This is a genomic window from Haloechinothrix sp. LS1_15, assembly GCF_033042135.1.
In the GTDB taxonomy this organism is placed as follows: domain Bacteria; phylum Actinomycetota; class Actinomycetes; order Mycobacteriales; family Pseudonocardiaceae; genus Haloechinothrix.
Map to the genome: position 1 here is coordinate 21464 of NZ_WBXM01000012.1, position 25019 is coordinate 46482.

28 protein-coding genes are annotated in these 25019 nt (G+C 66.7%); 9 read left to right on the forward strand and 19 right to left on the reverse strand.

All coding sequences use genetic code 11. The features are described from left to right. Positions 1–14: 14 nt before the first annotated feature. The 6 genes from F8178_RS16690 to F8178_RS16715 are packed head-to-tail and all read right to left on the reverse strand — an operon-like array spanning position 15 to position 6543. Positions 15–590: a TetR/AcrR family transcriptional regulator gene (locus F8178_RS16690; protein WP_317495756.1), complete on the reverse strand. Its 576-nt coding sequence runs from the start codon at positions 588–590 to the stop codon at positions 15–17. 29 nt (positions 591–619) lie between these two features. Further along, positions 620–2095, reverse strand: a complete 1476-nt coding sequence (locus F8178_RS16695) for an FAD-binding protein (RefSeq protein ID WP_317495757.1) — start codon at positions 2093–2095, stop codon at positions 620–622. A 38-nt stretch (positions 2096–2133) separates the two neighbouring features. Next, positions 2134–2976: an NAD(P)-dependent oxidoreductase gene (locus F8178_RS16700; protein WP_317495758.1), complete on the reverse strand. Its 843-nt coding sequence runs from the start codon at positions 2974–2976 to the stop codon at positions 2134–2136. Next, the gene (locus tag F8178_RS16705) at positions 2973–3725 is read right to left on the reverse strand and encodes an SDR family oxidoreductase (protein ID WP_317495759.1); all 753 of its coding nucleotides are present in this window, start codon (positions 3723–3725) and stop codon (positions 2973–2975) included. The genes F8178_RS16700 and F8178_RS16705 overlap by 4 nt, the downstream gene beginning before the upstream one ends. After that, positions 3722–5197, reverse strand: a complete 1476-nt coding sequence (locus tag F8178_RS16710) for an aldehyde dehydrogenase (protein ID WP_317495760.1) — start codon at positions 5195–5197, stop codon at positions 3722–3724. Before F8178_RS16710 ends, F8178_RS16705 begins: the two co-directional genes overlap by 4 nt. Beyond that, a complete protein-coding gene (locus tag F8178_RS16715; RefSeq protein WP_317495761.1) occupies positions 5194–6543 on the reverse strand; it encodes a cytochrome P450 in 1350 nt (449 codons plus the stop codon). The genes F8178_RS16710 and F8178_RS16715 overlap by 4 nt, the downstream gene beginning before the upstream one ends. A 181-nt stretch (positions 6544–6724) precedes the next feature. On the opposite strand from F8178_RS16715, the gene F8178_RS16720 reads away from it, so the two are divergent. From F8178_RS16720 to F8178_RS16730, 3 genes are all read left to right on the forward strand, one after another. Further along, positions 6725–7591, forward strand: coding sequence for an LLM class F420-dependent oxidoreductase (locus F8178_RS16720; protein ID WP_317495762.1), 867 nt, complete (start codon positions 6725–6727; stop codon positions 7589–7591). A 114-nt stretch (positions 7592–7705) separates the two neighbouring features. Continuing rightward, positions 7706–8854 (forward strand): diacylglycerol kinase, encoded by a 1149-nt coding sequence (locus tag F8178_RS16725; RefSeq protein ID WP_317495763.1) that lies wholly within the window; start codon positions 7706–7708, stop codon positions 8852–8854. Next, entirely contained in the window at positions 8854–9591 is a 738-nt protein-coding gene (locus F8178_RS16730) for a glucose 1-dehydrogenase (protein ID WP_317495764.1), read from the forward strand. The genes F8178_RS16725 and F8178_RS16730 overlap by 1 nt, the downstream gene beginning before the upstream one ends. Positions 9592–9623: 32 nt before the next feature. Here F8178_RS16730 and F8178_RS16735 read toward each other — a convergent pair whose 3' ends face one another. Further along, positions 9624–10301, reverse strand: a complete 678-nt coding sequence (locus F8178_RS16735) for a hypothetical protein (RefSeq protein ID WP_317495765.1) — start codon at positions 10299–10301, stop codon at positions 9624–9626. 155 nt (positions 10302–10456) lie between these two features. On the opposite strand from F8178_RS16735, the gene F8178_RS16740 reads away from it, so the two are divergent. The 3 genes from F8178_RS16740 (at position 10457) to F8178_RS16750 (ending at position 12347) form a co-directional block, all read left to right on the forward strand. Beyond that, positions 10457–11242: a GntR family transcriptional regulator gene (locus F8178_RS16740; protein WP_317495766.1), complete on the forward strand. Its 786-nt coding sequence runs from the start codon at positions 10457–10459 to the stop codon at positions 11240–11242. 2 nt (positions 11243–11244) lie between these two features. After that, the gene (locus tag F8178_RS16745; protein ID WP_317495767.1) at positions 11245–11787 is read left to right on the forward strand and encodes a GNAT family N-acetyltransferase; all 543 of its coding nucleotides are present in this window, start codon (positions 11245–11247) and stop codon (positions 11785–11787) included. A 185-nt stretch (positions 11788–11972) separates the two neighbouring features. Then, complete coding sequence (locus F8178_RS16750; protein WP_317495768.1) at positions 11973–12347, forward strand: hypothetical protein; 375 nt, start codon at positions 11973–11975, stop codon at positions 12345–12347. A 169-nt stretch (positions 12348–12516) separates the two neighbouring features. Here the strand turns inward: F8178_RS16750 and F8178_RS16755 are convergent, their stop codons facing one another. From F8178_RS16755 to F8178_RS16785, 7 genes are read right to left on the reverse strand one after another with little or no spacing between them, the layout of a single operon-like run. Next, positions 12517–13008, reverse strand: coding sequence for a nitroreductase family deazaflavin-dependent oxidoreductase (locus F8178_RS16755; protein ID WP_317495769.1), 492 nt, complete (start codon positions 13006–13008; stop codon positions 12517–12519). Between the two features lie 2 nt (positions 13009–13010). Then, positions 13011–14252 (reverse strand): hypothetical protein, encoded by a 1242-nt coding sequence (locus F8178_RS16760; RefSeq protein ID WP_317495770.1) that lies wholly within the window; start codon positions 14250–14252, stop codon positions 13011–13013. An 11-nt stretch (positions 14253–14263) separates the two neighbouring features. Next, positions 14264–14815, reverse strand: a complete 552-nt coding sequence (locus tag F8178_RS16765) for a nuclear transport factor 2 family protein (protein ID WP_317495771.1) — start codon at positions 14813–14815, stop codon at positions 14264–14266. Positions 14816–14842: 27 nt separating this feature from the next. Continuing rightward, a complete protein-coding gene (locus tag F8178_RS16770) occupies positions 14843–15034 on the reverse strand; it encodes a ferredoxin (protein WP_317495772.1) in 192 nt (63 codons plus the stop codon). Positions 15035–15059: 25 nt separating this feature from the next. Further along, complete coding sequence (locus F8178_RS16775; protein WP_317495773.1) at positions 15060–15842, reverse strand: SDR family oxidoreductase; 783 nt, start codon at positions 15840–15842, stop codon at positions 15060–15062. Between the two features lies 1 nt (position 15843). Continuing rightward, positions 15844–17049, reverse strand: coding sequence for a cytochrome P450 (locus F8178_RS16780; protein ID WP_317495774.1), 1206 nt, complete (start codon positions 17047–17049; stop codon positions 15844–15846). After that, positions 17046–17630 (reverse strand): helix-turn-helix domain-containing protein, encoded by a 585-nt coding sequence (locus F8178_RS16785; RefSeq protein WP_317495775.1) that lies wholly within the window; start codon positions 17628–17630, stop codon positions 17046–17048. The genes F8178_RS16780 and F8178_RS16785 overlap by 4 nt, the downstream gene beginning before the upstream one ends. 77 nt (positions 17631–17707) lie before the next feature. On the opposite strand from F8178_RS16785, the gene F8178_RS16790 reads away from it, so the two are divergent. Together F8178_RS16790 and F8178_RS16795 are read left to right on the forward strand one after the other, a co-directional pair. Continuing rightward, positions 17708–18775, forward strand: a complete 1068-nt coding sequence (locus F8178_RS16790; RefSeq protein WP_317495777.1) for a ferredoxin--NADP reductase — start codon at positions 17708–17710, stop codon at positions 18773–18775. Positions 18776–18828: 53 nt separating this feature from the next. Beyond that, positions 18829–19212, forward strand: a complete 384-nt coding sequence (locus F8178_RS16795; protein WP_317495778.1) for a carboxymuconolactone decarboxylase family protein — start codon at positions 18829–18831, stop codon at positions 19210–19212. 33 nt (positions 19213–19245) lie between these two features. On the opposite strand, the gene F8178_RS16800 is transcribed toward F8178_RS16795, so the two are convergent. Continuing rightward, positions 19246–19443, reverse strand: coding sequence for a ferredoxin (locus F8178_RS16800; protein WP_317495779.1), 198 nt, complete (start codon positions 19441–19443; stop codon positions 19246–19248). Positions 19444–19458: 15 nt separating this feature from the next. Next, positions 19459–20667, reverse strand: a complete 1209-nt coding sequence (locus F8178_RS16805; RefSeq protein ID WP_317495780.1) for a cytochrome P450 — start codon at positions 20665–20667, stop codon at positions 19459–19461. Between the two features lie 346 nt (positions 20668–21013). Here F8178_RS16805 and hisS point away from each other — a divergent pair, with 346 nt between their 5' ends. Further along, entirely contained in the window at positions 21014–22297 is a 1284-nt protein-coding gene (hisS, locus tag F8178_RS16810) for a histidine--tRNA ligase (protein WP_317495781.1), read from the forward strand. A 12-nt stretch (positions 22298–22309) separates the two neighbouring features. Here hisS and F8178_RS16815 read toward each other — a convergent pair whose 3' ends face one another. The 3 genes from F8178_RS16815 to F8178_RS16825 all read right to left on the reverse strand — a co-directional run bounded on the left by F8178_RS16815 (position 22310) and on the right by F8178_RS16825 (position 24977). Next, entirely contained in the window at positions 22310–23965 is a 1656-nt protein-coding gene (locus tag F8178_RS16815; protein WP_317495782.1) for an asparagine synthase-related protein, read from the reverse strand. Positions 23966–24088: 123 nt separating this feature from the next. Continuing rightward, positions 24089–24832, reverse strand: coding sequence for a lasso peptide biosynthesis B2 protein (locus F8178_RS16820; RefSeq protein ID WP_317495783.1), 744 nt, complete (start codon positions 24830–24832; stop codon positions 24089–24091). Beyond that, positions 24825–24977 (reverse strand): hypothetical protein, encoded by a 153-nt coding sequence (locus F8178_RS16825; RefSeq protein WP_317495784.1) that lies wholly within the window; start codon positions 24975–24977, stop codon positions 24825–24827. The genes F8178_RS16820 and F8178_RS16825 overlap by 8 nt, the downstream gene beginning before the upstream one ends. Between the last annotated feature and the right edge of the window lie 42 nt (positions 24978–25019).

Genomic DNA, 25019 nt, shown 5'->3' on the forward strand with positions numbered 1-25019 from the left:
GGGCACGGTCACGGTCACTGCGACGATGTGTGATCGCCGTCGGCGGATCGCAGCTGCTCCGCCGTCTCGTTCAGCCGGTCCGCGATCGCTTCGAACGGCATGTACCCCATCCCCGCGAGGAGCAACCCGCCGACGAAGGCCATGGTGATCGAGTCCACCGCCGTCGACGGCATCGGTGGCAACGCGCTGGACAGCGACTGCGCGCAGGCCGCACCGATCTCGTCCCGCAGCCGCGCCACCTCGGGATCGTCGGCCAGCAGCGCCGAGGTGCATGCGCGGCTCAGTTCGGGCTCCTGAGCGAACACATCCGTGATGCTCCGGACGATCGTGGGCAACTCGGCGCCATCGGCGCCGTCGGCGAAGGACGCGGCGACCTCCTGCACCCGTCGCCATACGACGGAGCTGATCAGGTGGTCCTTGGACGAGAAGTAGGTATACGCGGTCGCGGGTGAGACGTCGGCACGCTTGGCCACCGACCGTACGGACAGATCCCCGTACTCCACCGCGCGGATCTCCTCGAGCGCGGCGTCGAGCAGCCGCTGGACGGTGCTCGCTCTGCGGCCATCGACGATTCTGCGTACCGGGTCCATGGCCCGATCGTAACCGTGTGCTGTTAACGCTACCTGCTCCGGCGCGCGACCGCGGCTGCGTGGCGTCCGGCACGGCGGCCGAAGAACGAAGCCTCGCCCAGCTGCGTACCGGAGGCGTACCCGGCGCCGTCGTAGGCGATGTTGGACGCGCACGCCCCGACAGCGTACGCACCGTGCACCGCTGCCCCGTCGGCGCCGAGCAGCTGCCCGTCCACCGTCACCCGGAGCCCACCCATGGTGAAGCCACTGTAGAAAGCCTTGCCCGGCGTGAGGTCGTAGGCGCCGTACGGTGGGTTGTCGAGCGGCACCACGAACTCCGACGCCTTGCGGAACTCGGGATCCTGCCCAGACTCGGCAGCGGCGTTGTAGCTCGCGAGGGTCTTGTCGAGCGCACCGGCGGGTATCCCGAGGCCTTGCTCCATCTCCTCGATGGTTTCCCAGCCATCCACCAGCGACTGGAACCCGTAGTGCGGTTCGGCCATCGTCGCCGAGTCGAGGACCAGGAAAGCCTGCTGCCCTGGTTGCTCGAACACGAACGACGACACACGACCGTGGTAGGAATCCTCGCTCACGAAGCGGGACCCCTCGACGTTGACCAGGATGCCCTTGAGCATCTCCTCCGGGGGATAGAAGGGCGAGGTGAAGAACGCGCCGTCCATGTGCTCGGCTACCCCGCCCACCGACTCCCCTAGCCGGATGCCCAGCCCGTCGTCGTAGCTGTTCCCGAGCGGCATGCCCCGCCGCATGAGGGCTGTCAGCCGTGGCGCGTACGCGGCGACCATGTCGGAGTTGAGCACGAACCCCCCGGCTGCGATCACCACCGCACCCGCGCGGATAGCACCCGACTCCGCGAATCGCTTCCACGCCGCTCCCGTGACGGCACCGTCGGTGTCGGTGACGAGCGCTGTCGCCGCCGTGTCGTAGCGCACCTCCACACCGAGGGCGTCCAGCCGATCCAGTGCCAGCTCAAGGACGAACGACGCGCCCCCGGTGTCGCCCACGATCGGCGGCTTGTGCCCGCGCGGCACGGGGGCCGCGATCTCGTGGAACGGCCAGCACTTCTCGTTGCCGGTGTACATCAATCCCTCGGTACCGGGCTGCACCACGGCCTTACCGGGGAAAAACGACCGCTCGAAGGAGAATCCGAGCGATTCGAGCCAGTGGAAGTGCTCGACGCTGTTCTCGCAGTACACCCGGATCTTCTCGGCGTCGCACTCGGGTGACATCGCGCGGAGGTACTTCGCCATGTCCTCCGGCGAGTCGGTGAACCCGGCCGCTTCTTGCAACGGGGTACCGCCGCCCAGGTAAAAGTGCCCGCCTGCCATGGCAGTGGTGCAGGTCAGCCTGCCGCCGCGATCGATGACCAGCACGCGCGCGCCCTCGGACGCCGCCTCGAGCGCAGCGCTGACCCCTCCCATACCCGCCCCGATGACGAGCACGTCGACGTCGTCCGACCAGGAGCGTAGCTCGGAGGCACTGATCGGTGTGGGAATCTCCGTGGTCATAGCACCTCATCGTAGTAGAACTTGTTCTACATATCGACTCACGGGTCGCCCGCGAGTCCCAGCCCCGCAGCGAGGCGCTCGATGGCCTGCTTCGCCAGCGGGGTCGGAACGCCGAGCGTGTCACCGAGCTCGATCGCCAGGCGCAGGTCCTTCTCGCCGAGCTCACGCACGTGCTCGAAGATCGGGCGCAACGGATCGTCGTCGACCATCGGCATCGTGGTGGACCGCAGCATGATCGCCCCCGGGCCGCCGGTGAGCCCATCGGTGTGCCGGACGACACGTCCGAGCGCCTCGAGATCGACGCCGGCCGATTCTGCCAACCGTTCGGCCTCGGTGACCGCGGTGAATGCGACGAAATGCAGCAGGTTACGCGCCAGCTTGGCCTTCGTACCGGCTCCGGCCGGGCCGAAATGGACGATCACTTCGCCCAGTCGTTCCAGTATCGGTCGAGCGCGCGCCACGGCCTGGTCGGCGCCACCGAGCAGGATGGCTAGCCGGCCGTCGGCTGCCCCCATGGCACCGCCGCTGACCGGCGCGTCCAGTACCGCGACACCGTGCCGCTCGGCTCGCGTGGCCAGCTCCACAGCGGTATCCGGATGCACCGTCGAGTGCACCGCGACCACCTGATCCTGCCTGCCCGCCGCGAGGAGCTCCTCGATCACCTCGCGTACCTGATCGTCGTCGCGCACCATCACGCAGACGATGTCGGCCTTGGCAGCCAGCTCGGTGATCGAGCCGGCAACCGCGGCTCCCGAATCGGCGAGCGGTGCCGTAGCCGCGGTGTCGACGTCGTAGACCACCAGTCCGCCCGGCAAGTCGGCCAGTCGCAGCGCCATCGGACGCCCGATGTTGCCCAATCCGATAAAGCCCGCCGTGGTCATGATCGAAAGACCTGCCCTCCGTCGACCGCCAGGATCTGCCCGGTCACCCAGGAGGCCTCCTCGGAAAGCAGGAAGAGACACCCGCCCACCATGTCCGCAGGCTGGCCCAACCGTTTGAGCGCCAGCCCGGATACCAGGCCGTCGACGGCTTCGCCAACCTGATCACGGGTGGCTTTGGTGTCGGTCGGTCCCGGCGCGATGGCGTTGACCCGGATGTTCATGCCACCGAGCTCGTGCGCGAGCTGCTGGGTCAGCCCGTTGATCCCGACCTTGGCCAAGCCGTAGAAACCGGAGTACAGCCAGGCGGCGGTGGAGGACTGGTTCACGATCGCGCCGCCGCCGCGCTGCTGCATGTACGGGTACACGGCCCTGGTGACCAGCAAGGCACCGTCGAAGTTCACCGCCATGAACCTGCGGTAGTACTGCCAATCCACCGTGATCAGCAGGTCGAACTGCATATCGCCGTAGATCGCGGCGTTGTTCACCAGCAGATCGACACCGCCGAACTCCGCTGCCGCGGTCTCGGCCAGCGCGGTCGCGCTGGTCTCGTCGGAGACATCGCAGTGCGCGTAGACCGCGCGCCCACCAGCGGCTTCGATCTGCTTGGCAACGGCCGCGCCGGACTCGTCCTGGACGTCGGCGACCACCACCGAGGCACCCTCAGCGGCGAGAGCCCTGGCATAAGCCTCACCGATTCCCTGCGCGGCGCCGGTGACGATCGCGACCTTGCCGTCGAATCGCTTGCTCATGTATCTCCTCCGGCAGGCTCGGCAACGAGCTTCGTCTCGAGGTATTCGCGGAAACCGTCCACTCCCATCTCGCGGCCGATCCCGGATTGCTTGTAGCCGCCGAACGGTGCGTCCGCCGCGAACCAGACGCCACCGTTGACCGCCAGCGTTCCGGTGCGGATCCGACCGGCGACCGCCCTGGCGCGCTCGGGATCGCCCGAGTCGACCGAGCCCGACAGCCCGTACGGGGAGTCGTTCGCGATCCGCACCGCATCGTCGTCCCCGTCGTGCGGGATCACCACCAGCACAGGGCCGAAGATCTCCTCACGCGCCACCCGCGTCGAGTTGTCCAGGCCGGTGATGACGGTGGGTTCGATCCAGAAGCCGCGATCACGATCCGGCCGCCCGCCCCCCGTGGCGAAGCGACCGCCCTCGGCAACCGCGAGATCGAGGTAGCTTTCCACACGATCCCGTTGCGCAGCGGAGATCAGTGGCCCACACACCGTGCCGGGGTCGGTGGGGTCTCCCGTGCCGATGGCACGCATCGTGGTCGCTGCGACCTCCACAGCCTCGTCATAGCGCTCGCGGGGCACCAGCAATCTCGTGGTCAGCGCGCATCCCTGACCGGCGTGGACGCACACCGAGAACGCCGCCGTACCAACCGCGCCAGCCAGGTCGGCATCGTCGAGCACGATCGCGGCCGACTTCCCGCCCAGCTCCAGGAACACCTTCTTCAGTGTCGGCGCCGCCGCTGCCATGACCTGCCGACCGGTGGCTGTGGATCCGGTGAACGAGACCACGTCGACACGCTCGTCGGTGGCCAATCGGACCGCAACAGTATCGTCCGTTGTAGACACAACGTTGAGCACGCCGGGCGGTAGGTCGGTGTGTTCCGCGGCCAGCCGCGCGAGCTCGGCGGCCACCCATGGGGTGTCCGGTGCGGGTTTGAGCACCACGGTATTGCCCGCCGCCAGCGCCGGGCCGAGCTTGGCGAGGTTGATCTGGTTGGGGAAGTTCCACGGTGTGATGGCACCGACCACGCCGACGGCTTCCCGCACCACGGTACGCCGGGTCGGGATGCCCATCGGGCTCGCCGTGCCGAGGTCCTCGGTCCACGGGAACGACTCGGCCAGCCCAACCGTCCACCTGAAGCTCTCCACGGGAACGTCGTACTGTGGTCCCGAGGTGAGAAAGGCCGGTGCTCCGGCTTCCGCCGTGGTGAGCGCGCGCATCTCCTCACCGGCTCCGACGAGCGCCCGGTGCAGCTGCTTCAGGCAGTGGAGCCGCCACGACAGGTCGGCCGACCAGCTCGTCTCATCGAAAGCCCGGCGCGCCGCCGCGATCGCGGCATCCATATCGTCGGCGGTAGCGTCCGGGGCGCGCCCGATCACCGCCTCGGTAGCCGGGTTCACGATCGGAAACTCGGCACCGCTTCGCGTTCCGCGCAGCTTGCCGTCCACGAGTAGCCGGGCGGGCGGGTTCGCGGGAATCATCCGCGAGCCCGCTTGCGGTAGCGAACGATGCACGGCCGTTCCAACTGGATCACCATCTTGGAGGTGTCGTCTCGGTACGAGTCGGCAGGCTGGGCCAGCTCGAACTCGTAATCACGCAGGATGACCGAGAAGATCGCTTTGAGCTGGATCATCGCGAAGGCCGAGCCGACGCAGCGGTGCCTACCTGCGCCGAACGGGATCCACGTCCACCGGTTGATCAGATCCTCCTGACGCGGCTCGATGTACCGTCCCGGGTCGAACTCGTGCGGGTTCGGGAAGTCTTCCGGGATGCGGTTGGACACCCGAGGTGAGGCCCCGACCATGGCTCCCGCGGGCACGGTGACGCCACCGATCTCGAAGTCCTGCTGCGCCACGCGCAGCAGCAGGATCAGCGGCGGGGGCAGCCGCAACGTCTCCTTCACCGCGGACTCCAGCCGCGGGATCGCCCGTAGCGCGTGGTGCGAGACCTCGCGGCCGTCGGCGTAGAGCTCGTCCAGCTCAGCGGTGATCTCCTTCATCAGCTCCGGCTGCCGCAGCAACTCGATCAGCGTCCACGCCGCTGTCCCGCTGCTGGTGTGGTGCCCGGCGAACATCATCGAGATGAACATGCCGGTGACCTGATCGGCGGTGAAGGCGGGTTCGCCGTCCTCCCGCGTGAGGGTCATCAGCACGTCCAGCAGGTCGCGCTCCTCCTTGGCGACGGGGCCGGCCGCTACCCGCCGGTCCATGATGTCCTGCACGAGCGCTACCAGGGCCCTGCGCGCCTCATCGCGCCTGCGGAAGCTCTCGATCGGTGCGTGCGCGTCGACGAAGGCGATGGCATCGGTGCCTCGCTCCAGGTCGTGGTACAGCTCGGCGAACCGGCTGTCGAGCTCCTCGCGAAACCGTTCACCGATCAGGCAGGCGGAGGTCGTGTAGATCGTCAGCTCGGCGAACCAGTCGAGCAGATCGATCTCCCCTTCCTCGCCCCAATCGGCCGTCATGCGGTGGACCTGTTTCTCGATCGTCCTCGCGTGACCTTTCATCTGATCGCCCCGCAGCGCCTGGTTACGCAGCATCTCCTTGCGACGTTCGGGCGGCGCGTCGAAGACGACCCCTTCACCGAAGATCGGCGTCATGAACGGGTACGCCTCGGCTTGATCGAGCACCTCGTCCGGCGCGCGGAAGAATTCCTCGTTGAGCTCGGCACCGGTGACCAGGTACACGTCACGCGCACCCAGCCGGAAGATGCCGATATCCCCGCATTCCTCGCGAACCCGTTCCAGCAGGCCGATGGGATCCGCTCGCAGATCCTCGAGGTGCCCATGAGGATCACCTGGGTGACGGTTCGAAACGGTCTTGATCATCGCGTCAGCCACCTTCTCCGGACCGAGGCGCACCATGTGCTAGACATTTGACTGGACACTTGTACAGTGTAGGGAGGGCCCCGGCGTCGTGCAACCCCCAGCCCGGCGCCCGCGACACCAGCTCGCAGCGGGGCCGCCGATGGTCCAGCCGAGGAATGGAACGTGTTCTAGTATGGTTCGCATGCGTCACGGCATCGTGCTGTTCACCAGCGATCGTGGAATCACCCCCGCTGCCGCGGCCAAGGCCGCCGAGGCGAGCGGCTTCGACACCTTCTACGTCCCCGAGCACACGCACATCCCTACCAAGCGGTCAGCCGCACACCCGGGCACCGGGGACAGCACCCTGCCCGACGACCGGTACATGCGCACGCTCGACCCGTGGGTCTCGCTGGCCACCGCCGCGGCAGTGACCTCACGGATCCGGCTGTCCACGGCGGTCGCGCTACCCGTCGAATCGGACCCGATCACCCTTGCCAAGACCATCGCCACGCTCGACCACCTCTCCGGTGGTCGCGTGTCGGTAGGGGCCGGATTCGGCTGGAACACCGACGAGCTCAGCGACCACGATGTCCCCGCCAACCGGCGACGTACCGTGCTGCGCGAGTACATCGAGGCGATGCGCGCGCTGTGGACTCAGGAAGAAGCCTCCTACGACGGCGAGTTCGTCTCCTTCGGCCCCTCATGGGCCTGGCCGAAGCCCGTGCAATCCCACGTGCCGCTGCTCATCGGAGCAGGCGGCGGACCGAAAACCATCGAATGGATCACCGCCAACGCCGATGGCTGGATCACCACCCCATTCGAGGACGGCATCGAGGACAAAGTCGCCGCACTGCACCGCAGCTGGCAAGCGGCGGGCCGCACCGGCTCGCCGGAGGTCTCGATGCTCGCCGCGACGAAACTGTCGGCCGAGGAGATCGAAGCCTGGGAACGCATCGGCATTACCGAGATCATCTGGGGCCTACCCGACAAACCGGAAGACGAGGTCGTCGCCTTCCTCGACAGGCACGCACGACGGCTCGGCCTCGCAGCCGCCGAGAGCGTGTCGTAGCTGTGCCTGATGGATCACCGTTGGCGCTGTCGCGCCGACGCTCTGTACACTTGTCCAGTCTGCTGTCTGCTTACTTCGCGTCAAGCGGCACGACCACGCGCCGAGGAGGTCGGGATGGCCATTCGCGTCGTCCACGTGGCCACGGGTAACGCCGGCCGGATCGCGCTCGCCCACGTCATCAACGATCCGCGTTTCGAGCTGGCCGGGCTTGTCGTGTCGGCGAAGGAGAAGGTCGGGCGGGACGCCGGCGAGCTGGCGGGCCTCGACCTCGCCACGGGCGTGCGAGCCACCGACGATCTCGCGTCCGCAATGGCCACGGAGCCGGATTGCGCGGTCTACTGTGCGCTGGCCGAGACCCGGTTCTTCGAAACGCTGAACGATCTGAAACTCATCCTCTCGGCGGGCGTCAACGTCGTCGCGACGTCTCCGGTACCCCTGATCTACCCGTGGGGCCTGCTGCCCGACGAGATGATCGAGCCCATTGAGGATCTCTGTCGCGAGCACGGCGTCAGCCTGTTCACCACCGGCGTCGACCCCGGCTGGGCCAACGACCTGCTGCCGTTCGCGGTGGCCAGCACCTGCCAGCACATCGAGCAGGTGCGATGTTCGGAGGTCGCCGACTACGCGACCTACAGCGGTGCACCGGTGATGTTCGACGTGATGGGGTTCGGCAGGCCGGTCGGCGACCTGCCGATGCTGTTCAAGCCGGGCGTGCTTGCGTCCGCGTGGGGTGTCACCGTGCGGCAGCTCGCCAGCGGGTTCGGAATCGAGCTCGACGACATCACCGAGTGGTTCGAGCAGGAACCCGCTCCGGAGTCGCTGGCCGTGACAGCAGGGCACATCCCGAAGGGAGGAGTCGCCGCGGTGCGCTTCCAGGTCAGCGGGATGGTCGGTGATCAGCCGGTCATCGTGGTCGACCACACCACACGGCTCCACCCGGACCTGCGGCCCGACTGGCCACAGCCCGCACAGGATGGCGGCTCGTACCGGATCGAGATCACCGGAGAGCCGTCGTACCGGGTGGACGTCTGCCCCACCAGCAGGCACGGCGACCACAATTACGCCGCGATCGCCTCCGGCGCCGGGCGGGTCGTCAACGCCATCCCGGACGTCACCGCGGCGGCGCCAGGCATCCGCACCACGCTCGACCTGCCCTTCGGCACCGCGAACGGGGTTTTCGCCGCGTCCCCGGCGCTGCGCACCAGCAAGGAGAACCGTCCGTCAGGGAGTTCGTCAGGGAGTTCGTCAGAGAGGTTGTCGTGATGGGACGTGTAACGGGCAAGGTCGCTCTGGTCAGTGGCGGCTCGCGCGGTATCGGCGCCGCGAGCGCACGGATGCTGGTCGCCGAAGGCGCTCAGGTGGTCATCGGCGACGTCCTCGACGGCGAGGGCACGGCACTCGCGGACGAGCTGGGCCAGGCGGCCCGCTACGTGCACCTCGACGTGACGAGTGCCGAGGACTGGACGGCTGCCGTGGAAACCGCCGTCTCCGAGTTCGGCAAGGTCGACGTGTTGTTCAACAACGCCGGTATCGCCAACGGCGGCATGTTGCAGCGCTTCGCGATGGACAAGTGGCAGCAGATCATCGACGTCAACCTGACCGGCCCGTTCCTGGGCATGCGGGCCGTAGCCGACTCGATGATCGCCGCAGGCGGCGGAGCGATCATCAACATGTCATCGATCGAGGGGTTGCGCGGCACCCCGTGGGCGCACGGCTACGTCGCGTCGAAATGGGGCCTGCGCGGCCTGACCAAGTCCGTGGCGATGGAGCTCGCACCGAACGGGATCCGCGTCAACTCGCTGCACCCAGGCCTGATCCGCACGCCCATCACCGAAGGGATCCCCGACGACATGATCCCGATCCCACTCGGTCGCCCCGGTCAGCCGGAGGAGGTCGCATCGTTCGTGGTCTTCCTCGCCAGCGACGAGTCCTCGTTCGCCACCGGCTCCGAGTTCGTCATGGACGGCGGCACGGTCAACCAGATCCCGCACAAGGCGTGACGCGCTCCCGGAGGGCTACACACAACCTGTCGTCAGCCGTGGCAGCCTGCCCCGGGCGCGGCCGGTCGGATGGTCTCCGGGCGCCGCATCTCGGGCGGCACCGTGCACCTCACCGACGGGCGAAGGATCTGCATCGGAGCACGCGGGTGCCCTGGTGGCGGAAGTGTCAGGGCTACGCGCAGCGTCCACACCGCACCCGCGTGGTACTGCCACGAGACCAGTTCGGGGGCGAACACGTCAGTACCCGGAAAGGTCGGCACACGGTAGGCGGTCGCGTCGTGTTCGCCCCGCAGGAGCACCACATCGGCGCAGGTCTGCCACGCGAAGACCGCTGCGAGCAGCCACGGGGCGTCCCGCCGCCCGAACAGGTGCACCACCCATCTCCGCCGCCCCAACTCCCCCAGCAGCGGGTCCGCCTCGCTCCACCCCACGACGTACCAGCCCCCTCGCTCCGAACCGGCCAGCTCGTCGAAGCTCACCAGGGCATCCCGCGGCGCGGCACGCAACTGCCCGGCCTCCAGCGGACGCACATGCCACGGGCCCGGCGAGGAGGCCACCAGCGCCACGCCCCTGGGGCTCAGCCGCACGAACAAGCGTGCCCGCCACGCCTCTCCGTCGTGGCAGCCGATCGTCCACGTGTCCGGATCGCGCTGCCAACCCAGCCGCGCCAGTAGCCGCACCACCGGGATCGCACGTTCGTGCCTGCCCACCGGGAATCCTCCGCCTGCCTTCCTGTGCCTCGATGTGGGATGAACCAGAACGGGTCCTGGTCACAGAAACCAACTGGCTTGAGCCACTAATGTAACTGGCCTGAGCCAGTGAACACAAGCACTGGCTCAGACCAGTTGCGATAGAATTTCGACGTATGACGACGACGCAGCCCGGGCCCGAGTTCCACCGAGGGGACTTTCGTGCCATCGCTCAGGACCTCCGCGACGCGATCGCGCGCGGCGACTACCAGCCAGGGGACAAGCTGCCGTCGGAACGAGCACTCGCCACCAAGCATCAGGCCGCCAGGAACACTGCACGGGAAGCGATCGCGCAGCTCCGCCATGAAGGCCTCGTCACCGCCGAACACGGACGCGGGGTATTCGTTCGCGAGAAGCCGCGGTGGATGCGCTTCGGGCGGCACCGCTACAGCTCCGCGATGCGCGCCACGAATGAACTCGGCCCGTTCGGCTCTGAAGCGGTAGCCCAGGGTAAGAGGCCACACGTGGACGTACCCAGCATCGCCAGGGTCACACCCCCGCCCGACGTCAGCGACCGCCTCGGACTTGAGCACAACACCGACGTCGTTCGGCGGGAGAACTGGTACTTCGCCGATGGCGATCCCATCCAGATCGGCGTGACCTACGCTCCGTGGGCGATCGTCGAGGGAACAGCACTCGCCGACTCCGCCGATATGGGGCCAGGAGGTATCTACGGGCTGTTCGAGAGTCTGGGATACGCAATCACCTACATCCGCGAGGAGATCGCCGCGCGAATGCCCACCAACGCCGAAGCCGAAGGTCTCCAGGTCCCCGACGGCGTGCCAGTCATCGATCTCTGGCACACCGGCATCGACGCCAACCACCGGCCGTTCGAGGTCACGAACTTCGTCATGCGCGCCGATCACACCGCGCTGGACTACGACATGCCTATCGAGGACTGACCATGCCCACCGGCCCTGCTATCCGGCCACGCCGGGACGACGATCTATCGACACTGGCCAACGTGCTCGTCCGCGTTCACGCCTACGACGGCTATCCCGTCGAAGGGGTCGCCGACCCCGAGGCGTGGCTGCAACATCCGCGGGAGCTTCGTAGTTGGACGGCCGACATCGCTGGCTTTCCGGCTGGCCAGATCACGCTCATCACGGCATCCGCTGAGGACGATGCCGCCCGGGTGTGGCACGAACACACCGGAGGCGATATCGACCGTCTCGCCATACCGGCGCGGTTGTTCGTTGACCCCGATCACCGGGGTACCGGGACAGGGCTCCAACTCATACGCACAGCCGTTCGGTACGCGCATTCCCTCGGACGCTCCGTTGCCTTCGACGTGATGGAGAAGGACTCCGCTGCGATCCGCGTTTACGAGCGCATGGGTGCGGTCCGACTGCGTAGCGTTACTCATCATCACGGCGGCGGCCTCACCGAGCCCGCCGCCGTCTTTATGGTGCCAAGCCCCGCGAACGAGACGCCTCCGCATCGCTGAGCGGACGCTCTTCGCTTGTTGAGCAGAACAGGTCGAGCATCGTCACGCACATTCGTATGTCAGCGGGTGGCTCCGGTACGACGTCACTCGCATGGACGAGGACCAATCGACATGTACGGCATCTAAGTTGTCAGATTGGCGACACCGTTGCCACAGTCGAGTCCGGTCGGTAAAGGAGAGTGCGCGTGTCGACCGAAAAGGGCCGAATCTTTCGGGAAGCATGGATCGCCGGAGTGACCAAGCACTACCCGGGAGAGCCCAAGCGAAGCTATATCGCGCCGTGGGAAGAAACCCCCGATTGGGAGAGGGAGAGTGCGGCGGCGGTGTACCAGCAGGTCCACGACTTCGTACGGGCCACGCGAGGCAGCACCGCCAGGCTGAGTCGCGAGCAGAAAGGGCAGTTCGTCGCCCTGTGCTGGATCGGGCAGATCTACCGTCACTTCGAGGATCCGAAGCCGTCCTACGTGGCGAGCTGGCAGGATCTGCCCGACTGGCAGCGGGAAACCGACGCGGACATTTTCGAGCGGATCGAAGCCGAGGTTGACGGTAGCGGCATGTAGCTAGCTCGCCGAACGTCGTCGTGCCGGTATCGCCCGGCTACCGCTACCAGACGTGGGCGGCCACGGTCCCATCCCCGTTCGCCACGACCCGAGCTGCCGTACTGTGCCCGGCGTGTAGCTGATCAGATCGGCCACACTGCTGGCGCGGGAGCCTCCATGCCCCCAGGCCTCAGCCTGCCGCTCGTGGTTCGAGCACCACGACGGGAATCTCACGGTCCGTCCACGACTGGTAGCTGGCGAAATCCGCATAGGTCTCGACAAGCCGCTCCCACAGCGCTTCGCGCTCCTTCCCGGTCGCGGTGCGTGCCCGTACGTGCCGGACTTCGTCGCCGACCTGGACGCGCGTGTCGGGGTCGGCGCGCAGGTTGAGGTACCACTGCGGGTGGTGGGGCAACCCGCCCTGCGAGGCGACCACAACCAGGTTGTCACCGTCCGGCATGTACAGCAACGGGGCGGTGAAAACCGTGCCCGACTTGCGCCCTCGATGGTCGAGCAGCAAGGTGTCGACGGGGTTTCGGAAACCCGCCCCGACGCGCCACTTGCTTCCTAGCCGTCCTCCCGTGCGCCGGTACAGCCACACCTGTGCCCGGCTCATGTACTTGATGATCGCGGGAACGACAGGAGAATCCAGCCCTTTGGGACGTCGCTTGATGCTGGCCATGATCAACCAATCGGTGTGATGGGTAGCGAACGGCGTGGCTCGAACTCGAATGCCGACCCGGTGCTCACTCGGGTGACGGCGACTTCGGTGAACTCCTCGGCAGCCTCGTCTCGCTCGACGACGCGGCAGCTCCACTCCACGGGGTCGCCCTCGACCACGACATCGAGGCAGGGATCGACGGCACGGACGATGGCCTGGAGCGGCTTCACCGAGTGCGGCCCGCACAGCGCGATCCAGGCGTTGTCCTCGTGCGCGGGTGAGTGGCGCACGGTGAACCCGTCCTCGGTGAACTCGGCTCGGACGTAGGCGGCGGGGTTGAGCAGCGGGTGCAGCCGCAGCGTCCGGACCGCGCCTGCGATGCCGCCCGGCAGCCGCAGTGCGCGGTGGATGCGCTCCGCTGCGATCCCCGCGATGCCGGTCAGCTGCTTCAGGCACAGCGCCTTTGCGCCTTCGGGGTCGAGCCGATCGGATACCGCGCGAACGAACCCGAGGTTGAGCAGGTGCATCTGCAGGCACACCTCGTCGGCGATCCGCGTCAGGGCCGAGTGCGAGAACTCGGCGAAGTCGAGGTCGCTGAGCAGCGGACCCGAGTAGTCCGCCTTACCCTGCTCCCCGGCATCGATCGGATCGAGCGTGACCGAGGCTGCGCGGGACTTCCTGTTCTCGGTACAGCCCGGCGATTCGTCCACCGCCGGATGGGACTCGTCGATCGTGACCGTCCACATACAATGCGGATGCCGGTCAGGAGGCGTGCGCGGCGGCCGGTGCACCGGCCGTACCTGGGCCTTCGGGTTGGTGGCCACCGCGGTGGCGTCGAAGGTGGGGTCCTCGATGTCGTGGCACATGCCCTTGACATACTCCTGGCCCATCGGTTCGACGTCCATCAACGCACCACAGTGATCCAGGTGGAACGTGCCGTGGTTGGCGTCTTCCACGTGGTAGCGGAAGTCCATGAACTGGGGAGGGGCACCGATGTCGAGTTGCAGGCCTTTGAAGATCGTGACCACGTCGGTGCCCTGGAAGTTGAGGGCGCGTTGCATGCGCTCGGTATAGATGGGGCTGGCCGCCATCCACTCCTCGATCGCCACTTCGAGCATGCCTTCACGACCGAACTCGGAGATGCACCATGCCATGCCTGAACGATCGATCAGCTGCCCGGCCAGCAACAGCTCCGGCACCAGGTCGGCGAGATCGGTACGCGCCAGCTCGTGGTACCTACTGGTCATGTCGACAGAAGCGGACATGTTCACCCTTCTCACCAGATCGGTACCGGCGCCTTGCCTCGTGGAAAGTAGCCGGGAAGCGGTTCGCCCGAGACCGCGCGGTCGATGCGCATCTTCATCCCGTCGGACAGCGCGTCGTTGGCGATCATCTCCTGGAACACCGCCGCGGCGTTGCCGAGATCGAAGAAGTCACGCTGCCAGTTCCACTGCCAGTCACCGCCGTACCGGAACCAACTCCCGCCGATACCCGGCACCTCGTAGTGGCTGCCATCAGGCCGCGTCGCTGCCGCGATCTGCTTCCAGAAGCCGATCACCTCGCCGCTGCGATCGTCGATGACGATGCTCTGGTAGGGATACGTCCAGCCTTCGAGACCTGCCATCTCCTGACCGAGGGCGATCTCCCGGATCTCCTCCCTGCCCACGGCCATGAAGTCCTGATCAGGACCCATGTTCCAACCGTAGGTGGCGTGTTCGGTGTACATGTCCGCCAGCGGGCGCCAGTCACCCAGTTCCTCGCAGCGCTTGTTCTCGTCGAGCCAGCGCCGCACCATCTCGTCCAGTTCCTCGCGCGGATACGAGGGCATCGCCTTCACTCCCTGTGTCGTCGGTGTCTACTCGGAAAGCATCAGCGCCTGGGTCGGGCAGTACTGCACCGCGCGCCGCGCGTCGTCCCGATACTCCTCGCCCGGCTGATCGTCGAGGATCTCGACCTTCCCGTTCTTCGGTACGGAGAACAGCTCGGGAGCCTCGACCTCGCACATCGCGTGCCCCTGGCACAGATCGAGGTCAGCGCTGAGTCGCATGTCATCCTCCTCGTTCACGCCGGTGTCACGTTGATTCCCGTAGTGGAGCTTCCGGTTCCACCTCGAGCAAGGTCAGGTGCACACCACGAGGTACCGAGATCGCGGTCGTGACCGCGTCGGCGATATCCCCAGGGCGCAGGAAGTAGGAATGGCGGGCGAATCCCCAGTGGACCCAGTCCTGCAGCACGGCCTCGGCCTCATGGGCATCCCAGTCCATACCCATCCCGGTGCTCGTCGGGCCGGGCCGCACGATGGAGGCGCGCACACCGGTACCTTCCAGCTCCTTCTGCATGGTCCTGGCCATCGCTTCCAGCCCGGACTTGGCAGGCACGTACCCGCCTACCCGTGGTCGCGGTGCCGGCACCACGTCGGAGCCGATGATCACCACATCGCCTCGCTGTCGCTCGATCATCCCCGGCACGACCTCGGCGACCAGCCGGTGCGCTCCGGCGAGGTGCACATCGATCTGCCGCAGGAACGCCTCAGGGTCCTGCTCGTGGATCAGCCCGGTATCCAGCTCGCCCGCACCGGAGACCGCGATCTCGATAGGCCCCAGGGCGTTCGTCGCCTCGGCGACGAAGCCGTTGACCGAATCGGTCTCCGCCACATCGAGCTTCAGCGCGATCGCCTCACCACCGCCTGCCCGGATGCTCTCGGCGACCTGCTCGCACACCTCCACCCGCCGAGCGCCGAGCGCCACCGGGTGACCGTGCCCTGCCAGCGCTCGGGCGGTCGCTTCCCCGATGCCGGACGAGGCACCGGTGACCACGACAGGCCGGCGCTGCGGGTGCGGGTCGAACCTGGGCATGTCAACCGACCTCCACGTTGATGGGAAGCTTCGCGAAGCCGCGAACGTTGGTGGAGTGCACCCGCTCGGCCTGTACGGCGTCCACCTCGTACGACGAGACACGCTGGACCAGCTCGGTCAGCGCGATCCGCGCTTCCAGCCGCGCCAGGTGCGCGCCGAGGCAGAAGTGGGTGCCACCGCCAAAGCTGGCCAGCTGCGCTGCGCGATCCCTGTCGAGATCGAAGCTGTCGGGCCGCTCGAACACCCGGCCGTCGCGATTGGCGGAACCGACGAGCAGCAGCACGCGGGCACCACGAGGGACCAGGTTCCCGTAGTAGTCCAAGTCTTCCGCGGCGGTACGGACGATGATCTGGCTCGACGTGTCGTAGCGCAGGGTCTCTTCGATCCAATCCGGAACCCGGTCGGGATCGGCCAGTGGCTTGGCAAGCTGGTCCGGGTTCTGCCATCCCCAGTACACCGCGTTGCCGAGCAACTTGGTCGTGGTCTCGTTTCCCGCCACGACCATCAGGAACAGGAAGCCGATGATCTCGTCGTCACTCAGCCGGTCGCCGTCGATCTCGGCATCGAGCAGGGCGGAGGTGAGGTCGTCGGTCCGTTCGGTGCGGCGCTGCGCCACCATGTCGGTGTAGTACTCGATGAGCCGCATCGCCGCTTCCATCGCCGAGCGTGGCACGTCGAGCACATCCTCCTCGCGGTGCATCACCGCGTCCGCCAGCGCGCGGACCTCGTCGCGATCGGCAGGGGGCACGCCCATGAGTTCGGAGATGACGTCCATCGGCAGCTTGCCCGCGAACTCGGCAATGAAGTCGAACTCCCCCTTGGCCAGTGCCGGGACGAGGTAGGTCCGGGTCAGCTCGAGGATGCGTTGTTCGAGCCTGCGGACCCGCCGTGGCGTGAATCCTTGTGAGACCAGTGAGCGCATGCGCATGTGACGCGGGTCGTCCATCGCGAGGAACGACATCGTCTTGTGCGCGTGTGGACCGTATGCCGCCGGATCGAGCGACACCCCGTTCGCGCTCGACAGCCGGGTACTGTCCCGGAAGGCAGCCGTCACATCCTCGTAGCGCGACAACGCCCAGAAGTCCAACTCCTCGTTCCGGTAGATCGGCGCCTCGTCCCGCAATCTCGCGTACGTGGGATACGGATCCTCGTGGAAGCCGTAGTCGTACGGGTTGAACACGACCGCCTGGCCAGCGACGTGTGTCATGATCGGCCCTCCATGATCAGTCGGGCGGACGACTCCAGCTGATCTGCCATCCGCTCGTACGAGCCATAACCGAGTCCGGTGTGGATGAACGCTCCGACAAGGGAGGTCTCGAGCGTCCGCAGGACCGCGGGATCGGCGTCTTCTCCCAGCGCCTCGCTGAGCCTGCGGTGCCACTCGCGCCCGATCTCCTCCCTGAGGTGGATGACGTCGGGATCGTCACCGAGCAGGGCCGCGGTACAGGCCGAGGCGAGCTCGGGTTCGTCGACCACGAGTAGGGCAAGTTGCCGCAGGACGGTGACCACACGCCCCACCGCCGATGGCTCAGCCGTCGCCTCCTGAGGAAGGTCGCGCAGCCGCCGCCAGAAAACCTCGGTTACCAGGTGGTTTTTCGACGAGAAGTAGGTGTATGCGGTCGCGGGTGCCACCCCACCACGCGCCGCCACATTCCGCACCGTCAACGCCGAGTAGCCCACCGCACGCAGTTCCTCCACGGCGGCGTCGGTCAACCGACGCACCGTATCGGCCTGCCGCGGACTGAGTCGCCGTCGGGTGGACTCCTGGGCGATCGAACGACTGGACATATGTCTGGACACTACTACAGTGTCACAGGCACGGCAAGCCTTGCCACTGTGCTGGACATCTGTCTAGACTATTGTCTATGAGTCTGGAAGTGGCGCGTGAGGGAGATCGTGTACCGGTGTGTCACCAGCTACTGGTGTCCGAGGTGATCAGCGAGACCGCCGACGCGGTGTCGCTGATCTTCGAGCTGACCAGCTACCAGGAGGAACGGTTCGGGTACCGACCCGGGCAGTTCCTCACGCTCCGGCTGCCCACCCCGGACGGCCAACTCGCGCGTTGCTACTCGCTATCCAGCTCGCCGCACACCGACAACGCCCTCAAGGTAACGGTCAAGCGCGTGGCAGGCGGGCGCGCGTCGAATTGGATCTGCGATCACGTCACGCCGGGCACCGTACTCGACGCCCTCGAACCCGCGGGAATCTTCACCCCACGCTCCCTTGATGACGACGTCCTGCTACTGGCCGCCGGGAGCGGGATCACGCCGGTCATGTCCATCATCAAGTCGCTCCTCACGGTGGGTACCGGATCCATCGTGCTCTGCTACGCGAACCGCGACGAGGCTTCGGTCATCTTCGCTGAGGAACTGCGGCGGCTGGAACTCGCACATCCCGGTCGGTTGACGGTGCGGCACTGGTGGGAATCCGTCAGCGGCACACCGACCGAGGACGGGATCGGCGAGCTCATCGCGGGCGACACCTTCAGCGAGGTGTTCGTGTGCGGGCCGAAACCCTTCATGAACCTCGCCCGCAGGGCACTCCGTGCCAACGGCATCGATCGGTCCCGGATCCAAATCGAGCGTTTCGCCTCCCTGGGCGGCGACCCGTTCGACGGCGCGGTCGCCGCCGGGCGGCATGGACACGCGGGGGGTACCGGCTCCTCCCGCCTCGATCTCGATACCGGCGGGCAGCGGCGCACCATCGACTGGCCCTCCGATACCCGGCTGCTCGATCTCCTGCTAGCGCACGGCGTCGACGCGCCGTCCTCCTGTGGGGAAGGTGTCTGCGCCTCGTGCGAGTGCCGGGTCGTCGAAGGTGAGGTGCGGATGGTCAACAACCAGGTCCTCGACGAGGAGGACATCGCCGAGGGTTACGTACTCGCATGCCAGGCGCTGCCTGCCACGCCCTCGGTCCACATCAGCCTCGAATGAACTCGACCGGCGAACCGGAACGAAGTTCGCCGACAGCAACGAAGGGAGCCCCCATGAACACGCGGCGACAACGCGGACTCGACATGATGCGCCAGGTGTACGGCTGGGACTTCGAGGACGGCCCCGGCGACTTCTTCGCGACCACGGCGGATCACCTGTTCGCCGATATCTGGTCCCGTCCCGGCCTGACGATCCGGGAACGCCGCCTGCTGCTCCTCGGAGCGCTGGCGGCGCAGGGATTGGACGACGTCGCGGGGATCCAAGCCGGGGCGGCGCTGCACAACGCGGAGCTCGACACGGCGCAGCTCCGTGAGATCGCCCTGTTCTTGACGCACTACGTCGGGTGGCCGCTCGGAACCAAGCTCACCATGGCGATCGAGAACGTCATCGCCAACAGCGCCGAGCAGGATGGGAGCTCAACCGAGCCGAACAGGTAAGTCGACGGTGGCGGTCCCGCGGCTGGAGGGCGCTCATTCCCGGTCGCCCTCCAGCGACAGTGCGACCTTGGGGCACGAACGCACCGCGCGGCGCACTCGCTCCTCGGAGTCAGCTCCTGGCTGGTCGAGGAGGTGCAGGTTGTCGTCCTCGTCAAGCTGGAAGATCTCGGGAGCGATGCCTTCACAGACCCCGTTGGCCTCGCAGGCCTGGTGATCAACGACGACTCTCATGGTCCCTCCGGGAGTTCACGTCCACAGCTGAACCGGCATTTCCTTGATGCCGTTGATGAAATTGGACCGGAGCCTGCGCACGGGTCCGGCGAGCCGGATACCGGGCAGCCGTTCGGCGAGGGTTTCGAACAGCACCCGCAGTTCCAGGCGGGCCAGGTGGGCGCCGAGGCAGAAGTGCGGCCCGCCACCACCGAAGGTGATGTGCGGGTTCGGTTCCCGAGTGATGTCGAAGGTGTGCGGGTTGTCGAAAACGCTCTCGTCGCGATTGGCCGAGGGGTAGAACAGGATCACCTTGTCGCCCGCGCTGACCGGCTGATCACCGATCACCGTGTCCCTGGTCGCGGTGCGGCGGAAGTCCATGACCGGGGTGACCCAGCGCAGGATCTCCTCGACCGCTGAGGGAACCAGCGCGCGGTCCTGCTGGATCCGCTGCCACTGCTCCGGATGTTCCAGCAACGCCAGCATCCCGCCGGAGGCTGCGTTCCTGGTCGTTTCGTTGCCCGCGACGATCAGCAACACGAAGAACATGTTGAACTCCAGATCCTGGAGCACGTCGCCGTTGCTGTCGGGCTGGATCATCTTCGTGACGATGTCGTCGCGCGGCTCGGCACGTCGCCGCTGGGCCAGTTCGCCCGCGTAGGCGAAGATCTCGGTCGCGGCGGCCGCACCGTCAGAACCCTCGACCTGGAACTCCGGGTCATCGAACCCGATCATCCGGTTCGACCAGTCGTAAAGCCGTTCCCTGTCCTCGCCGGGAACACCCATGAGCTCAGCGATCACAGCCAGCGGCAACTGCGCGGCGATGTCGTGCACGAAATCCGCCTGAGGCTGCCGCGCGACGTCGTCGACCAGCTCGTGACACACCTCGCGGATATGATCCTCGAGCTTGCCCACCATGCGAGGAGTGAACCCGCGGTTGACCAGGTTGCGCTGCCTGGTGTGGCTCGGCGGGTCCATATTGACCATCATGGCCCGCTGCATCTCGATGACCTCGTCATCGAAGTCCGCGAGCATGGCCGTCCCCCGGTACGACGAGAAGGTATCCGGGTCCCGCGACACGGCGACCACGTCCTGATACCTGGTCACCGCCCAGAAGCCACGGCCTCGCGCATCCTCGGGATGCCAGTGCACCGGATCCGCCCGGCGAAGCTCGTCGAAGAACTCGTGCGGGACGCCCTGCTCGTAAACATCCGGATCGTGCAATCTGACCGTGGCCGAACCCATAGCTCACCTCGCTCCTGCGCGGAATCCTCACCGATTCCGCCGTGCCGCCCTGACTCAAGGCCAACCGAGCTACGGGCCACGGTAACAGGATGACTGTACACTTGTCCAGTCATGTGTTTACCGTGGCCCGTAAGGGGCTGAACGTGACGTTCAGCGCCGTAGACGGAACGGAGGTCACGTTCGGCTCGCGGGCTGTTCGTCGGTGGTGCCCTGCGGTTCATGCCATACGGCTACCGCAGCGCGACGGCGGGCCACCTACGATGGTGGTTGCGCGGGCGGCGGTCATCGTGGGGCTGGCTGTCGCGCGCGGTACGCATGACCGGCTGGTGAGATACGAGGCGCTCAGGTGAAGATCGACAATAGTCCCGCCCGTGGTACGCGTGACCTCCTGCCCGATGTGGTGGCTGCGCGCGATCATGTTGCCGGGCGCATCGAGGAGGTGTATCGCCGGTTCGGCTACCGGCGTATCGAGACGCCTGCGCTGGAGCGGATCGAGCGGCTGACTGGTGGTCAGGGTGGCGAGAACGAGAAGTTGATCTTCCAGGTCCTGCGGCGCGGGCTGAGTTCGGAGTTGCCTGCCGGTACCGATCCGAGGGAGCTTGTCGATCTGGGGTTGCGCTTCGACTTGACGGTTCCGTTGGCGCGTTACTACAGCCAGTATCGTTCGGAGTTGCCGCAGCCGTTCCGGTCGTTTCAGTTCGGCCCTGTCTGGCGTGCCGAGCGCCCGCAGAAGGGCCGGTACCGGCAGTTCCACCAGTGCGATATCGATCTGATCGGTGAGCAGGGCGTGCTCGCCGAGGTCGAGTTGATCGAGGCCACGACGCAGGCGCTGGCGGCTGTCGGGTTGAGCGGCACCACGGTTCGGTTGTCGGATCGTCGGCTGCTGGCTGCGCTCGCCTCGGCGTGTGGCGTGCCGGAGGAGGCGCAGGCCGGGTTCTTCATCACCGTGGACAAGCTCGACAAGATTGGCTGGGACGGAGTGGGCGAGGAGCTGCGTGACCAGCGTGGTGTGTCGGCCGAGGTGGTCGAGCGGGTGCGGGGCGCGATCGAGTCGCTCAGCGAAGCCCCGGCAGGCAAGGTGGTCGACGTGCTGGCTGACGTCGTGCCGACGGTTCCCGAGCAGGTCACGCGGGACCTTGCGACCACGATCTCGTGCCTGGAGCAGTTTCCCGAGCAGGCGGCGCGATGGACGTTCGACCCCACCCTGGTGCGCGGGATGGGCTACTACACCGGCCAGATCTTCGAGGTCAGCCACCCTGCCGCCGCTGGCTCGATCGCCGGTGGTGGTCGCTACGATCAGCTGATCGGGCGGTTCCTTGGAACGGATGTTCCTGCTTGTGGGTTCTCCATCGGGTTCGAGCGCATTGTTGATCTGGCTACGGCTCCGGTTCCGGCTGACCACGTGGCTGTGCTGTACGAGGCCGACGTCCCGGTCGAGCAGGCACTGGATGTCGCCCGGCGCCTGCGCGGCGAGGGGCGCACGGTGTCCGTGGTTCGCCGTAGCGGCAAGCTGTCCGCGCAGCTCGACCGGCTCGAAGGCACGCACGTGACCTCGGTTGTGCACGTGCAGAATGAGCACGATGCCCACCAGCTTCCACCGGAGCGAAAGCTACGGGGCGAGTCGGAATAGGCAGGGTCGTGGTTAGGACCACGATCGTAGCCACAGCTCTGCGCACAGCAGGTTGACCAGTGGCCACAATCGGCCGGTGTGCCCGAGCGCAGCGGCGGATACCGCGTCGAGTGCCCGCCTGCGATCGATGATGTCCTGCTGTGCCAGGAGTCCGTCGCCCACGAGTTCCCGCACCGAGGTGAGGTTGGCGCGAATGCCTCGTTGCCATGTGGCGGTATGTTCGCCTTTGTCACAGCGTCGCACCGCCTGTTCCGGAAGGTGATCACGCATGGCCGTGCGCAGCAGCTTGCGATCGGTGTACGCGTCGATCATCGCATCGAGTCGGGTTCGCAGCCCGAGCTCGATCAAGGGTTGGGACAGCAAGGGGAATGCTGTTCGTGCCGCGCGGCGACCGCTATGTCCCACGCCGATCGCACAGCTGAGCAACGTCAGTTCGACGGCTTGAGCGGCCTTGCCCGCAGGCAGTGCCGCTCCCGAAGCTGGCTGCATCGCAAGTGACGGGACCACGGGGTCCACGGCTTCACGGTTGAGCCAGAGGGGCCGGTCGACCTCGGGGCAGAGTTGCTCCATCGGCGCGGAGCGACCTCGACGCCGAGCCAGTCTCCGTCGAGCGAGCTGCGTCATCAGCGCCACTATGGGGATTCCCGTCCGCCAGCTGACCGCTACCACCTGGCGGAACGCATCGCGGATCCCGGCGTTGTGCAGATGATCGTCGAGGTACCACGGCCAGCCGGGTCGAGCGACGAAGACGTGATCGCCCCCGGTCCCGGCCATGATCACGCGGCAGCCGTGTCGTTCCGCGAGGCGTTGGTGTGCGGCTGTGAGCGACTGCCATGCGCACGTCGCTGTTGGCGCGTCCCAGCGATCTTTCCAGGACTCCACCGGGGTGAGTGGTAGGGCCTCGCTGGCATCGATGACGTGGAGCTCGATGCCGAGGTGGTGTGCGATACTGCGGGCGTAGGTATGTTCGTCGGCCAGCGCCGACTCGGGATGATGAAAGTGCCCCCCGATGACTCGCCGACCGCTTGCGACCAGTGAGCGAGCAATGACGGCGGAGTCGAGTCCGCCGGACAGCTCCACGTACACCCTCTCCGCGTCCCCGGCCCATGTGTCGACGCAGGTGTCCACCCAGTGGCGCAGCGACTGCGGGGACGGCGCACGGCCGCTGGCGTCGGCGGCGATCGCGAGCGGTGTCCACCGGACGTACTCGTTGCGCTCGTGCATCGTCACCTCCCGACGCCTTCCTGGCAACAGCCTGCGTACGCCCGTCAGGCCCGTCGCGGTGGTCGGTAAGTTGCCGTGGAGCAGGTAGTCGCCGAGGTACGACCAATCGAATCCGGGCTGGTGTCCCGCCAGCTCGACCAGTTCGGCCAGGCGAGAACCGAACACGATACCGGACTGATAGGGCATCCAGAAAAAGGTCCGGAATCCCACGTGGTCGACCTGAAGCACCAGCCGCTGCGCGTTCGCGGTCAGCGCCGCATACGCACCCCACGCTCGATCGATGAATGCTGTGGCCGCGTCCACCTGCACGAACGTGAGTTGCGACGTGCGGGTATCCGGGCATACCGGATGCCCGGACAGCCACCCGAGGAGGGCACCAACCTGCCTACCCTGCGTGTCCCGGATCCGATACACACCCTCCCCATCGGCAGCCCCCGACGACACGGCCCAAGCGCATCCTGGAATGGCGTGTACCGAGTCGCCTCCGCTGAGCAGGGCAAGACGTTCCTGTATGTGGAAGTCGTCATGAACTCCCCAGTACCCGAGCAGTTCCATATCGCGTCCTACTCAGACCGAAACGAGTCGGGCCAGCCCGTCGGACACTTCCGCGCGATCGTTGATCACCTCACCATTGACCTCCACCCAGGCATGCGCCACAAAGGGATACTTCTGCACTCCGATGACGAACTCCGCCGCAATTCCCAAGCGCCACAAGTGCGCGGCCAACCCCGCAGAGCCGCTCAGGCACTGCACCTGCCGTGGATACAACGAACGTGCCCACAAGTGCCCTCGAACTACAGCGGCGACTCTCTGCTCGTGAAGCCTGCGCTCCTGCCGCGAGCACCCAGCACGACGCTCGACCAACCACGACAGTAATCCAGCGATGCCCAGCCGTTGCCTCACCGTCTCCGCACAGTGGACAAACCAGACCGACCGAACAACGCCGAGCAGGCCAGGAGACACACCCGACCGCGCCACGCGACTCCGATACGGTAACCAGGAGTAACTCGACACCCCACGGGGATCATGCGGAACCGGCAGACAGAACCCCCCGGTCGTCATCGGTGCTCGCATGAGCAGCCTCTGACGTAGAAGGGCATCCAGCATGAGCTGCTGCTGCGGTGACAGGTGTGCAACATCCCCGCGAAGCGCCATCCAGTCAACGCGACTCGCCCTCGAATCGAGCGCCAGGTACCGATCACGCTTCACATCAAGGGCAATCAGCTCACCGCCATCGGCTGCGAGATAGACCCCCGGGCCCGGGACCACGCCACAGCGCGGCCCTGGGCCCGCGTAGCGCGGATCAGACATGCGACCTCTGCGGAACACCGGCCTCCGAGTGCGGACCGGCAATACCCAACGTGAGATCGCTGGCAGCGCCGAGCTCTGACACGAACTCCTCCTTCTCTGCCACATCAGCACTCACAGAGAGCACGACAACGTCCTGTTCGGTCATAGGACCACCTTCCTCCTAGATTTCCTTACCTCCGCACCGGTG